The organism is Draconibacterium sp. (assembly GCF_041583095.1).
Lineage (GTDB): Bacteria > Bacteroidota > Bacteroidia > Bacteroidales > Prolixibacteraceae > Draconibacterium.
In genome coordinates, this window is the sequence record NZ_JBFHGM010000002.1 from 36,210 (window position 1) to 50,740 (window position 14,531).

9 protein-coding genes are annotated in these 14,531 nt (G+C 42.5%); 5 read left to right on the top strand and 4 right to left on the bottom strand.

All coding sequences use genetic code 11. From position 1 onward, the window contains the following. Window position 1: 1 nt before the first annotated feature. The 5 genes from ABZB17_RS00315 (at window position 2) to ABZB17_RS00335 (ending at window position 7,766) form a co-directional block, all read left to right on the top strand. On the top strand, window positions 2-2,470 hold the full coding sequence (locus ABZB17_RS00315; protein ID WP_372647308.1) for a thiamine pyrophosphate-dependent enzyme: 2,469 nt from the start codon (window positions 2-4) through the stop codon (window positions 2,468-2,470). 96 nt (window positions 2,471-2,566) lie between these two features. Then, window positions 2,567-3,784: a PHP domain-containing protein gene (locus tag ABZB17_RS00320; RefSeq protein WP_372647309.1), complete on the top strand. Its 1,218-nt coding sequence runs from the start codon at window positions 2,567-2,569 to the stop codon at window positions 3,782-3,784. 205 nt (window positions 3,785-3,989) lie between these two features. After that, window positions 3,990-5,951 carry an SDR family NAD(P)-dependent oxidoreductase gene (locus ABZB17_RS00325; protein WP_372647310.1) on the top strand — a complete coding sequence of 654 codons (1,962 nt, stop codon included), beginning with the start codon at window positions 3,990-3,992 and terminating at the stop codon, window positions 5,949-5,951. Between the two features lie 85 nt (window positions 5,952-6,036). Beyond that, window positions 6,037-6,183 carry a hypothetical protein gene (locus tag ABZB17_RS00330; RefSeq protein WP_372647311.1) on the top strand — a complete coding sequence of 49 codons (147 nt, stop codon included), beginning with the start codon at window positions 6,037-6,039 and terminating at the stop codon, window positions 6,181-6,183. Between the two features lie 308 nt (window positions 6,184-6,491). Beyond that, a complete protein-coding gene (locus ABZB17_RS00335) occupies window positions 6,492-7,766 on the top strand; it encodes a zinc-binding dehydrogenase (RefSeq protein ID WP_372647312.1) in 1,275 nt (424 codons plus the stop codon). Window positions 7,767-7,869: 103 nt separating this feature from the next. Here ABZB17_RS00335 and ABZB17_RS00340 read toward each other — a convergent pair whose 3' ends face one another. The 4 genes from ABZB17_RS00340 to ABZB17_RS00355 form a co-directional block, all read right to left on the bottom strand. Then, window positions 7,870-8,955: a glycoside hydrolase family 88 protein gene (locus tag ABZB17_RS00340; protein ID WP_372647313.1), complete on the bottom strand. Its 1,086-nt coding sequence runs from the start codon at window positions 8,953-8,955 to the stop codon at window positions 7,870-7,872. A 270-nt stretch (window positions 8,956-9,225) separates the two neighbouring features. Continuing rightward, the gene (locus tag ABZB17_RS00345) at window positions 9,226-10,935 is read right to left on the bottom strand and encodes a RagB/SusD family nutrient uptake outer membrane protein (RefSeq protein WP_372647314.1); all 1,710 of its coding nucleotides are present in this window, start codon (window positions 10,933-10,935) and stop codon (window positions 9,226-9,228) included. 15 nt (window positions 10,936-10,950) lie between these two features. Next, on the bottom strand, window positions 10,951-14,010 hold the full coding sequence (locus ABZB17_RS00350) for a SusC/RagA family TonB-linked outer membrane protein (protein ID WP_372647315.1): 3,060 nt from the start codon (window positions 14,008-14,010) through the stop codon (window positions 10,951-10,953). Window positions 14,011-14,059: 49 nt separating this feature from the next. Next, window positions 14,060-14,531, bottom strand: a 472-nt coding sequence (locus tag ABZB17_RS00355; protein WP_372647316.1) for a glycoside hydrolase family 16 protein, incomplete at its 5' end; no start/stop codon positions are given.

The window sequence follows — 14,531 nt, forward strand, 5'->3', positions numbered from 1 at the left end:
TATGCCTAAGTCGCAATTTATTGATCCGGTTGAAGTAAGAAAGCCAGGTTCAATTCAATTCAAAGAAATACCTGTAAATCAATACAACAAAAGTATTGAAGAGGAAAAAGCTAACTTTTCGAACGAAGAATTCATCAATATCTTCCATGATATGTCGCTGATTCGTGAGTTTGAAACCATGTTGAATCTCATTAAAATAAAGGGAGAATACGAGGGGATTGAATATAACCACCCGGGACCTGCTCACTTGTCGATCGGACAGGAATCGGCAGCAGTTGGTATGGCTTATCACCTGGGAGTTGAGGATTTTATTTTTGGTTCGCACCGTTCTCACGGCGAGATTTTGGCCAAAGGTATGTCGGCTATTCATAAAATGAGCGAGGACGAATTGATGGATGTGATGACCAACTTCTTCGATGGTACAATTCTGAACATCGTAAAAGAAGGTCACGAGGGCAACATAAAATCGTTGGCACGCCGTTTCCTGATTTACGGAACACTGGCCGAAATTTTTGCCCGCGAAACAGGATTTAATAAAGGTTTAGGTGGATCGATGCACGCTTTCTTTACGCCGTTTGGTGTTTATCCGAACAACGCTATTGTTGGTGGTTCGGGCGATATTGCTGTGGGTGCTGCATTATTCAAAAAAGTAAATAAAAAAGATGGTATCGTAGTGGCCAACATCGGTGATGCTTCAATGGCTTGCGGTCCTGTTTGGGAAGGTTTGGCTTTTGCATCGATGGACCAGTTTGAGCAGCTGTGGGAAGGTGCCTACAAAGGTGGTCTGCCAATCATCTTCAATATCATGAATAACCAGTACGGAATGGGTGGACAAACCTGTGGCGAAACCATGGGTTACGATATTGCCGCTCGTATTGGTGCCGGTGTAAACCGCGACAGCATGCACGCCGAGCGTGTTGACGGTTACAATCCGCTGGCGGTTATTGATGCCTACAAACGCAAAATGGAACTGCTGAAAGACAAAAAAGGTCCGGTTCTGCTCGACGTTTTAACCTACCGTTACAGTGGTCATTCGCCATCTGATGCTTCGTCGTACCGAAGCAAAGAGGAAGTGGAAGCATGGGAAAAACAGGATTGTATCGCTTCGTATGCAAACGATCTGGTTGGAGCCGGTGTTGCAAAAGAAGCAGAGCTTGAAGACATTAAAGCCGACATCGTTGAGTTGATGAAATATGCGATGAAACTGGCTATAGATGATAAAGTTTCTCCTCACATGGATATGGAGAAATATCCTGAGCTGATCGGCGACATGATGTTTTCGAACGAGAGCCTGGATAAAATGGAAGACCGTGAAGTGGAGGTGAACCACCCGATGGAAGAAAATCCACGTGTACAGCAGCTGGCTAAAAAAGAGCGTTTTGCTTTTGATGCCAACGGAAAACCATTCTCAAAAATTAAACAATACCAGTTACGCGACGGTATTTTCGAAGCTGTTGTTGATCGTTTCTATAAAGATCCAACATTGGTCGCTTACGGTGAAGAAAACCGCGACTGGGGTGGTGCTTTTGCTGTTTACCGTGGATTAACAGAAGCGTTGCCATACAATCGTTTGTTTAACTCGCCAATTTCCGAGGCATCGATTATTGGTACTGCCATTGGTTATGCCATGTGTGGCGGACGTGTAATTCCTGAAATTATGTACTGCGATTTCCTTGGACGTTGTGGCGATGAGGTTTTCAACCAGATGCCGAAGTGGCAGGCGATGTCGGGTAACGTAATTAAAATGCCGGTGGTAGTTCGTGTTTCTGTTGGTTCGAAATACGGAGCTCAACACTCGCAAGACTGGACTTCGCTGGTAGCGCATATTCCGGGATTAAAAGTGGTATTCCCGGTAACGCCATACGATGCCAAAGGTTTAATGAACACTGCACTGCAGGGAACTGATCCTGTGATTTTCTTCGAAAGCCAGCGTATTTACGACATTGGCGAGCAATTCCATGAAGGCGGTGTGCCGGAAGGATATTACGAAATCCCGTTTGGCGAGCCGGATGTAAAACGCGAAGGAAAAGACATTACAATTCTTACCATTGGTGCAACATTGTACCGTGCGCTTGAAGCCGCTGATAAACTGAAAGAAGAATATGGAATGGAAGCAGAAGTTATCGATTCCCGTTCGCTTGTTCCTTTCAACTACGAAAAAGTGTTGGAGTCGGTTAAAAAGACCGGAAGAATTATCATTTCTGGAGATGCCAACTCTCGTGGTTCATTCCTGAATGATTTGGCAAGAAATATTACAGAACTGGCTTTCGACGATCTGGATGCACCTCCTGTAGTTGTTGGTTCGCGTAACTGGATTACTCCTGCGTACGAACTGGAAGAGTATTTCTTCCCGCAGGTTGACTGGTTCCTGGATGCAATTCACGAAAAAATCGTTCCGCTGAAAGGTCATGTTGTGAAAAACAACTATACAAACGCCGAGCAAATCCGCAGAAATAAGTTAGGTATATAATCTTTGTTAGTTGAAAAGCATAGTGTGAATACATTTTTGGTAGGAAAGGATTTTTTATATTCACACCTGCTTTTTAACCAATAACTGATAACTGATATGAATTTTCTAAAAGAATACCCGGATATTGAAACATTAATGCGAATTGGAGGCGATGTTAGCATTCCTCATGTTAATGGTCACATCCATACACCTTACTCATTCAGCTCTTTCGATAATATTGCGCAGATATTTGATCTGGCAAAAGACGAAGAGGTTGAGGTGTTGGGGATTAACGACTTTTTTGTTTCCGACGGTTATAACGAATTTTATAATTACGCGGTAAAATATGGCGTATTTCCGCTGTTTAATGTTGAGTTTATCGGGCTGATTCCGGAACTTCAACGCCGCAATGTTACCATCAATGATCCAAATAATCCGGGGCGCATTTATTTCAGCGGTAAAGGGCTGAATTATCCTTACCGCGTTTCGGAAGAAAGCAAAAAGTTTTTGGATGATTTGATTGCTGAAAGCCAGAAACAAGTGGCGAAGATGATTGAAAAGGTGAACTATCTTTTGCAATCGATCTACCCGGAAATGAGCCTGACTTACGATAACATAAAATCAAAATACGCCAAAGAATTGGTGCGAGAAAGGCACATTGCCAAAGCTGTTCGTATTTTGGTGGAAGAGAACTATCCGAAAAAGTCGGGCAAAAAAATGTTCTATACCGAACTTTTTGATGTGGAGCCCAAATCGAATCCTGACGATATTCCTGCAATTGAAAACGAAATCCGCGGGAAATTGCTGAAAGCAGGGGGTACGGCATTTGTTCCTGAATCACCTGCATCATTCCCGCCGGTGGAGCGCATAAGCGAGTATATTTTGGATGCCGGTGGTATTCCCTGTTATCCTGTTTTGCTTGATGACAGAAAAGGTAATCTGATCACTGTTTTCGAAAGAGACTGGGAATTTATGGACGAGCAACTAAAAGCTATGAACGTACACATGATCGAACTGATTCCGTCGCGGAATTCAGTGCAGAAATTGCGTGAATTCATTAAATATTTCAGCAAAAAAGGATATGTAATTTCCCTGGGATCGGAGCACAATACACCGGGAGTTTTTCCTCTCGAAGTGAAAGTTGACGGAGAAGATACGCTGCCCGAAGATTTGAAAAAAGTATCGTACAACGGAGCTTGTGTTATCGCAGCCCATCAATACTTAAAAACCCATGGCGAAGAAGGATTTGTTTTGGCAAACGGCGATCGTACTGAGCGTTCCGTTACCGATCTTATCACCCTGGGTAACGCGGTTATAAAAGAAATGATCGCATAAAAAGAAGTTTCACGCAGATTACGCAGAAATCGCAGAGAAAAAAAATCAGCGATTATTCGTGAAATCGACGTAAAAGGGGAGTTCACGAGCAAAAGTTACTGAAGAAATTTTACGTAGACAATGCAGTAATGTGCAGAGAGAAATGAAAAAAAATCTGTGCAAATCTGCGATATCTGCGAGCAAAATTCAAAGCGAAAAAGAAAAAATGGAAGGATTAGAAAATCTTATTAAGATATCGCAATTCTATGGCAAAAATCCGGAGATGGTGATTGCCGGAGGTGGAAACACCTCGTACAAAAACTACGAAAATATTTGGGTAAAAGCCAGTGGTCATGCATTGGCTACAATTACCGAAGATGGTTTTGCAAAGCTTGATCGCAAAAAGCTGGGGTTGATCTCAGAAAAAACATACAGCGCTGATCCGTTTGAGCGCGAACGCCAGATTAAAGACGATCTGATGGAAGCAACCATCACAAAAGACCGCCGTCCGTCGGTAGAAACATCCATGCACGATGCCATCGAATATGCTTACGTGGTGCACCTGCATCCAACAAAAGTAAATGGACTGATGTGTGGCAATGAGGTGGAAAAATACCTCAATGAGCTGTTTGGCAACCAGGTGGTTTATATTCCTTATATCGATCCGGGTTATGTGTTGTTTAAAGAGGTTGAAAAGCAATTGGCCAAATTCAAAGCGGAAAAAGGTAAAGCAGCTCAGATCATCTTTTTGCAAAATCACGGAATTTTTGTGGCTGCCGATTCAATCGAAGAAATTGAAACGATATACAACGATGTATTTGCAAAACTAAACGATTCGTTGAAACAGGAATTGCAGGAAGAAGTACTGCCAATTCGCGATGATATTGCTGAATTTGTTCCTGCCATCCGCATGATGGTTTCTGAAGAGGAGATTAAAACGCTGAAACTTCGGAACAATGCAGTAATCGCACAATTCGCAAAAGACGCGCAGGCCTTTGAAAAAGTGGCCAGGCCATTTACACCTGACCTGATCGTTTACTGCAAATCGAAATACGTATTTATTGAAAATACCGAAAACGTTGAAGACCTGTTGAAAGAGGCCAAAGAAAAGATCGCGGCTTTTATTTCAGCAAACGGCTTTGCACCAAAAGTAATTTTGCTGAAAGGAATTGGTTTGGTGGCTGTTGGCGATCATGCTGCGCAGTGCGACACTATTTTGGATGTGTTTGAAGATGCGATGAAAATCAGCGCTTATTCGGAGTCGTTCGGCGGTCAGCATTTTATGACGCCTGAACAAATTGCATTTATCGATACCTGGGAGGTGGAGAATTACCGCCGTAAAATTGCTGCCGGAACATCTGTTGGCCGCGTTCAGAATAAAACCATAATTGTAACAGGAGCAGCCATGGGATTTGGCGAAGGTATTGCCCGCCATTTAACCGAAGAAGGTGCCAATATTGTTGTGGCCGATATTAACGAAGAAGTTGGTAATAAAACGGCTGCCGAACTGGCTGCCATGAAAGGCAATAATCGTGCGATTTTCGTTAAAACCAATGTGGCCGATATGGATAGCCTGGCCAATTTGATGAAAGAAACCGTTGCTACTTTTGGTGGTTTGGATGTGTTTGTAAGCAATGCGGGCGTGTTGCGTGCCGGTGGTTTGGATGAAATGACACCGGAGAACTTTGAGTTTGTTACCAAAATCAACTACAATGCTTATTTCTATTGCACAAAAGTAGCCTCTAAAATATTGAAACTTCAAAATGCTTTTAAACCGGATTATTACTCAGATATTATTCAGATCAACTCAAAATCGGGCTTAAAAGGAAGTAAGAAGAATTTCGCCTATGCCGGTGGTAAATTTGGTGGAATCGGACTTACTCAGTCGTTTGCACTGGAACTGGCACCCGAAAAAATTAAGGTGAATTCGGTTTGTCCGGGTAACTTTTACGAAGGTCCGCTGTGGAGCGATCCTGAAAACGGATTGTTTATTCAGTACCTGAATGCAGGGAAAGTGCCGGGGGCAAAAACAATCGACGATGTGAAGCAGTTTTATTTAGACCAGGTGCCACTTGGAAAAGGATGTTCGCCAAAAGACGTGGTGAAAGGAATTTTATACCTGATCGACCAGGAAAATGAAACCGGACAGGCGCTGCCAATTTCGGGTGGACAGTCGATGTTACACTAGGAATTGAAGGCAAAAGTAGAAGGAGTGACCCGTGTGAAATTGTCCGGGAAACCTTAAGGAATGCATGGGGAGCCGTTAAAAACGCATGAGGAACGGCAAGGAACGAACGGGAAACGTTAAGGAACGCATGGGGAACGTTAAGGAACCCATGAGGAACGTTAAGGAACTCATGAGGAACGACAAGGAACGAAAGGGAAACGTTAAGGAGCTCATGAGGAACGACAAGGAATGAACGGGAAACGTTAAGGAACGCATGGGGAACGTTAAGGAACCCATGAGGAACGTTAAGGAACCCATGAGGAACGACAAGGAACGAACGGGAAACGTTAAGGAACGCATGGAAAACATAAGGATTTCCGGCAAGCCGGTAAAAATAATCGTTAATAAAGCAAAGTAGTAAAAAAGCAGAGGAACAAAAATTGGAAAGGATTATTGATAAGTGATGAAAAAGCTTCGAGCCGCGAGCTACGAGTTTCGAGATAGGAGCTTCAATCTGCATCAATCTAATTCAATCTTTTCAATCTGAAAATATAAAAGAAAATGAAGACAAAAGCAGTTCGATTATACGGTAAAAAAGACCTTCGTGTGGAGGAGTTTGAATTACCTGAAATAAGTGAAGATGAGATTTTGGCAAAAGTGGTAACCGACAGTTTGTGTATGTCGAGTTACAAAGCAGCCAATCAAGCGAGCGACCACAAACGTATTCCGGATGATATTGCCGGGAATCCGATTATGATCGGTCACGAGTTTGCCGGAGAGATTGTTGAAGTTGGAGCCAACTGGCAGGATAAATTTACGGCCGGACAAAAATTCTCTATTCAACCGGCAATTTATTACGAAGATGGTCCGGTGGGTGTTTTGAGTGCTCCGGGTTATTCGTACAAATACATTGGCGGTGATTCCACTTACGTGATTATTCCAAAAGATGTGTTGGTTCAGGACTGTTTGCTGGCCTATGAAGGACCGGGTTATTACCCTGCGTCGCTGGCCGAGCCATTAAGTTGTGTGATTGGTGCAATGCATGCCAATTACCACACCACTGCCGGAAGCTACGTGCATAAAATGGAAATTGTTGACGGTGGTAAAATGGCCATTCTTGCCGGTGTTGGCCCGATGGGCCTGGCAGCTATCAATTACGTTTTGCGCCGAGAGGACAGAAAACCATCGTTGATGGTGGTTACCGATATCGACCAGACAAGACTGGACCGGGCTGCTGAGCTCTACACCGTTGAGTTCGCGAAAGAGCGTGGCATTGAGTTGAAATACATCAATACAGCAGAAATGGCAGATCCTGTGGCTGGTTTAAAAGAATTAACCGGCGGTAGCGGTTACGACGATGTATTTGTTTTTGCGCCTGTTGCTCCGGTAGTTGAGCAGGGCGACGCGATTCTTGGATTTGACGGTTGCCTGAACTTTTTTGCAGGGCCATCAAATACCGAATTCACGGCAAAAATGAATTTCTATAACGTACATTACGCTTATACGCATATTGTTGGAACTTCAGGCGGTAATACCGACGATATGAAAGAAGCGCTGGAAATTATGACCGCAGGACTGGATCCGGCAGGATTGGTAACCCACATTGGCGGTTTAAATGCAGTACCTGAAGCTACTTTGAATCTGCCAAATATTCCGGGAGGTAAAAAGTTGATTTATACACATTTTGATTTCCCGTTGACAGCAATTGCTGAATTCGAAGAGAAAGGAAAAGAAAATCCTGTATATGCTGAGCTGGATAAGCTTTGCAAAAAGTACATGGGATTGTGGAACGTGGAAGCCGAAGCCTATTTATTGGAAAATGGCGATAAATTATAAAGTTTAATTGCTGATTGGTGTGTTGACATCAATCGGGTGTTAGATATAAACTTGAAAATAAACGTAAACAACAGCAGTAAGAGAACCTTACTGCTGTTTGTTTTTATTTCAGTTTACCTTCTTTTATCAGCTGCTTAGCACGCATTAAAGCTTCAACAAAATAATAATCGGCATAGGTAAGCGGAACATCAACTTCACTTCCATTGGGCATGTGTCCAACGCTGTGTTTCAAAATGAAATTGGCATTTTCACCGGCTTTTGCCAGATACTTATCGGAACTTAAACTTCGAAGCTGAGTTTCTGCAATATCAAGGTATGATTCTCCTTTTTCATCTGCAACATAACCGCTTAATTCAAGTAATGCAGAACATATAATTGCACCGGCCGATGCATCGCGCATGGCATTCGGAATATCAGGAGCATTAAAATCCCAGTAAGGAATTTTGTCCTCAGGAAGATTCGGGTGATTGATAATAAAGTCGGCAATATGTTTTGCTTGTTCCAGATATGTTTTGGTTCCTGTTTCGCGGTACATCATGGTGTAACCGTAAAGGGCCCAGGCTTGTCCGCGTGCCCATGCCGAATCATCAGAATACCCCTGCGACGTATTTTTCTTTTCCACCGCTCCGGTAATGGTGTCGTAAGATATCACATGGTAGCTGCTGTAATCGTCGCGGAAATGGTTCTCGAGAGTGGTATTGGCATGCGTTCGGGCAACATGACTATAGGTGGTGGTGTTAAATATTTTGGCGCTCCATTCCAGCAATTCCAGGTTCATCATATTATCGATAATAACCGGGTATTTCCATTTGGCGCTCCACGGTGCATAATCCCACGAGCGTATGCAGCCAACCGTAGGATTAAAACGTGTGATCAACGATTCTGATGCATTGTGAATCACTTCTTTGTATTCCGGGTTCCCGGTGATGCGGTAACCGTTCCCAAAGCTACAGAAGATCATAAAACCAACATCGTGATTATCGGTGGTGTATTGTTGGTCTTCAACGCGCATTGTAAAGTTTTCAGCCCACATTTTTAAACTGTCTTCCGGATCGTTTTCATACAAATACCACAATACGCCCGGAAAAAATCCGCTTACCCACCAGTCAGAGTTACAAGTTTCAAGTTCTCCATCTCTGTTTATGGTTTTTGGCAACTTGTTGGGCTGATCTTTTAGAGATTCGGCCATTTTTAGGCTTTGTTTTGTGGCTGTTTCGAGAGATTGGTCGATTACGGAATTCAATGACTGAGTGTCACTTTCGGGTGTTTTGCAGCTGAAAAACAGGATTATAATGACGAAGAAGAAAGTGGCTTTTAACATGATGAATTGTTTTGGACAAATAACATTGACAAATATAAAAATAAGAAATGCCCCGTAGGGCATTTCTATTCATACTAACTAATCTAACTAAACTTGAGAACCATCAACTATTAAACCGTGGTTTCTCATGAATATATCCTAATTATATCCCGGGTTTTGATCCCACTGAACATCTTTGTTACGTTGAATTTCGCTTAATGGAATAGGGAACAACAGGTTGTTGCTACTTACTCCACTAATGGTACCTTTAATGGTACTTTCTGTATTCAGTGCTGTCCGTTCCACTAAGGTTCCGGTTCTCATCAATGTCATGCGGCGGTTTTCCTCAGCAAACAATTCGCGGGCACGTTCGTCCAGAATAAAATCAAGATCGATATCGGCTGATGATACTTTTCCTAATTCGCTGTTGCCGCTTTCTTCACGTGCAGCTTTAAAAGCACGATCGCGTAAAACATTAATGTCTTCAGCTGCTCCGCTTGTGTTGTTTTGTTTAAAACGAGCTTCAGCACGAAGCAGGTACGTTTCACCAAAACGCATCATCGGGAAATCTTTGATATTTGTCCAACCCCACTGATCATCCGGATCGAATGAGTCCCATTTGCGGGTGTATGGATATGCTACTTCGATGGTGTCGCTGGCTGCAATTAATGCAGTATCGCCTTCATGAACTTCTACTACCTTAACCGCATTGGGTGAATTTTTGTCAACTCTGTACCCGTTGGCATCTACACCCCAGGTAGCATTATAGCCAACTGAATTGTAATAGAAGGTTCGGGTAATGTTGTTTTCAGAATTACGGATGTCGCCATCATCGTATAACTCGTACTTCACCCAGTTACTTGGGCGCATACGGCCATTACCACGTCCTCCGTAAGGATGTACAAAACTGTCATCAACATCATCATAATACGGTGTCATTCCGGGTACATTGTGGTATGCAGGAACCCAGTTACGACGCTGCTGAGGAGCTCCGGTAAAACCACCGGCCACATTTTTTGTATATTCCAGTTCGAATGTCCAGATCGCTTCTGAATTTCCCTGCGAACGACGCTGGTTTCCGAATTTAAACATATCGCTGAAATAGTCGCCATCCACATCTAAAGCAATACCATAGCGTTCTTCAACCAAGCTAAATAAACCACTGTTGATAATTTTTGTTAAAACAGTTTCTGCAAGGTCTGGTTGGTCAACACGTAAGTATACTTCTCCTAAACACTGCATAGCCATATGTTTATTAGCGCGGCTTTCGGTTATTGTACCGGTAATATCTGGTAAGTTATCAGCGGCATATTTTAAATCTTCAATGATTTGAGTGTTTACCTGTGCCACCGGAGTACGCTCGAGGTCGGTGCGTGCTGATGATGTTGCTTCAACAAGTAAAGGAACATCGCCATAAAGTGTGGCAAGGATATTATAGCAATAACCACGGAAAAAACGGGCTTCTGCAATCTTTTCAGGATCTCCATCTTCTCCAATTGCTGCAAGAGCTGTATTGGCATTGTTAATTACAAGGTAACATCTTTCCCACATGTAATAAACGGCACCATTTTCCGAGTTTAAATCTTCGTATTTAAAGAATGGAATTTCAACACCCTCAATACCACCGGGAGAACAAACATCGGTTCCTACCTGCCACACGCAGTTCCAGCCTTGTCGGCCTGCCCAGGTCCATATTGTTCCAAAGTTGTAGTGTAATCCTTTCAAAGCTGCTTCAACACCGGCTTCGTCAGTTAAAGTTTCAGGAGCATACGACGACATTGGTTTTTCATCCAAAAAGTCTTCGCTACATGAGACAGCTATCATTGTAATAGCTATCAGTAATATTAAATATATTCTATTCGTTTTCATAATTGTTATACGCTATTATAATGTAAGATTAATACCAAATACGATTGTCCTCACACTGGGGTAGTTGATATCCCAGTTGTTCGAACCTCGGCCAATACTTCTTTCTTCAGGGTCCCAGCCAATCCAGTCGGTGAAGGTGTAAAGGTTACGACCACTCAAATACATGCTCAATGCATCAACACCAATTTTGTTGGTTAGCTGCGATGGGAAGTCGTAATTGAGTGTAATGTCTTTAATTCTTGTAAAGTTATTTTTAACCGGGAATCCATATCCGTGAGGATTTGAATTTTTATTAAGTGAACGCCATTCGTTGCTTTGGTTTTCAGGAGTCCAGTATCCAATTTCGGCAAAACTGTTACGACGTTCAATTTCGTCGGAAGCCATACTTAGGTGCGCATTTCCGCGCATTGCACCTTGAGTGGTTTGAATAAATACATTAAAAGTGAAGTTTTTATAGCTAAATGTATTGGTTAAACCACCGGTCCATTTAGGTGCTCTCTGTCCCAGAATCGAACGGTCATCGTCATTAATCACACCGTCAGGCACACCGTCAGGACCACTTATGTCGGCTAATTTTACATCACCTGGTTTGGCTACCGGATCCCAATCTAAATGATCGCCATTGGCAATTTCATCTTCCTGCCAAATTCCCACTTTGGTATAATCGCGAATTACTCCGATAGGCTCGCCAATAAACCAGCCACTTCCCAGGTCGTCCTGTCCGTCGCCATACAGTGCAACAATCTCGGTTTTGTTAGTAGAAAATACAACAGCACTGTTCCATTTGAAATCGCCGGAATTAACGTTAACAGTATTCAATGTAAGTTCGATACCTTTTGACGAGGTTTCTCCAATATTTGATGTTACTTGAGAGAAGCCGGATGCAATTGGCAGTTTTCGTGCCAACAATAAATCAGTGTTTTTCGCTGTATATACATCCAGCGAACCATTAATCCGGTTATTAAAGAATCCGAAATCCAAACCGGCATTTAAACTTTCTTTTGTTTCCCAACTTAAATCGCTGTTACCTAAACGGTCGGTAACCATGGCAATATTGGTTATTCCGCCTAATGCAATCTGGCGGTCAGTCATTGTTGTAAATGTATTGTAAACGCCAACAGCTTCGTTTCCTGATTTACCATACGATAATCTCAATTTCAGGTTGGTAATATTTTCGGCATTCGCCATAAAGTTTTCCTGACGTATATTCCATCCCAATGCAACTGAAGGGAAAGTTCCGTATTTTACACCATCGGAGAATACTGACGAACCATCGCGACGAACGGTAAATGTGAATAGGTAACGACTGTCGTAAACGTAATTTAAACGTCCCATTTGCGACACGGAAGCGTACCTGTCGGCATACGAACTAACATTTGAGCTTGCACCTGCCTGCATTCTGTTCCAATACAGTTCATCGTTAACAAAATCACGAGCCTGTGCCCAGTTATTGTTGTAGTTTCTTTCCTGCGCACCGTATACAGCAGTTATATCGAAATGGTGTTTGTCAATATCACGGTCGTAACGTAAAATGTTTTCAATAGTATAGGCTTGAGTTTCTGCATGATAAATTTCTGCGGTTCCAAGCTGGTCGTTTACCGACTTTCCGTTATAGCTACTGGTTCGGCGTGGAATATACGAGAAACCTGCATTTAAACGATAAGTTAATCCGGTTAATGGTTTCCAAATGTCGCCAAAAGTTACAAAAGCATATCCGTTCAGATTCATGTTATACTGGCGTCTTTCAGGATTGGTTGTTGTTGGCAGCAATGGGTTGGCCCACAGCGTTTCGCCATACATCGGGTAAATGGTGTACGATCCGTCTTCTTCATACATTCTTCCGTACGGACTCATGGCCTCTGCATTTAACAGGTTGGCACGGCCACCGTCTCTGTTGTGGTGAACGATAGATGAATTTGTTCCGATTTTTAGGTAATTTGTAACCTGAGCGTCGATATTGGTGCGAAGTGAATAACGTTTGTAGTTGTATCCTTTAACTACGCCTTTCTGATCTAATATGTCTCCGGAAATGTAATAGTTCAGGTTTTCGGTTCCACCGGAAATGCTAACATTATGATTTTGCTGAATTCCGGTTTGCGAAACCGCATCAATCCAGTCGATTATGTGTCCGTTTGCATAGTTTTCCACCTCATATTCATACTTAACGGGCGCATCATACAGAGGCGAACCATTAATTCTGTTTCCTTCAGCATAGCGGTTTAGCAATTCTTCAGGAGAAACCATTTCCGGAATATGAGCAAACTCCTCTACTCCGTAATAACCTGAATAACGGATTTTTGGTGCTGATGATTTACCACGTTTTGTAGTTATTAAAATTACACCGTTTGCTCCGTTCATACCATAAATTGCGGTAGCCGACGCATCTTTCAAAATCTCGATTGATTTGATGTCGTTAGGGTTGATATCGTTGATCGATCCGTCCATTTTTGAAATAGGAATACCGTCAACTACAACATACGGACTTGTAGAAGCAGTAAGTGAACCACCACCGCGAACAAGAATTGAAGGAGATTCTCCCGGGATAGAAGAGGCCTGGCTAATATTAACGCCGGAAACCGCTCCCTGAACGGCCTGCATAACGTTTGAAACAGGAATTTTTGCCAGTCGTTCTTCCGATACGGAACTTACTGATCCGGTAACATCCGATTTCTTTTGCGTACCATAACCTACTACCACAACCTCGTCAACACCAATTACGGCATCTTCCATGGTAACCTCAAAGCTGGTTTGATCACCAACAGTTACCTCAACCTCTTTCATACCAATAAAAGAGAAAACAAGGATGTCTTCAGAGCGAACATCTTTAAGCGAAAAGTTTCCGTCAACATCGGAAATAGTTCCGCGAGTAGTTCCTTTTACTAAAATCGAAACACCGGGTAATGACTCGCCGCTAGTGCTAAACACTTTACCAGTAACTGATTTTTCCTGTAATGCAGTTCCGGAACCGGCAAATGCTGCTGTTCCGTGAACAATGATTAACATCAATGCCAAAGCCATGGTTTTTAATATCCCATTGCTGAAATAACATTGATTCAATTTACTCTTCTTTTTCATAAAGATTTAAGATTAAATTATTAAAATTGAAATAGTTATAATTTTTTATTTAGTTGGTTGCTCTGTATACTCTTACATAATCAACTTCAAACCTGATTGGAAAATCGGTTAGAGACGGGTCGCCTCCATGGCCACCAATAGCCAGGTTGAGTAATAAGTAGAATCTTTGATCGGAAGTAAAAGGATTGCCTCCGTCAGGATTGATGGTTTGTTGCAGATCGATTTGGTTCATTAACTCATTATCGAGGTAAATGCTGATCTGATTTTTATCCCAATGCAACGACCATGTATGAAATTTATCATCCCATTCGGGGTCGGTTTTCGTAAAATGGTCTAATGGAATTTTTGCATCGTCCCAGTTGGCCTGGTAATTGATTTCAGAGCCCCATGCAGCGTTTGCCAACAGGTGCGGAACATTATTTATACGATAGAACTCCATAATGTCTATCTCGCCACAATAAGGCCAGTCTTGTTTTGTTCCTAATAACCATATGGCAGGCCAGGCACCATTCGAAACATCA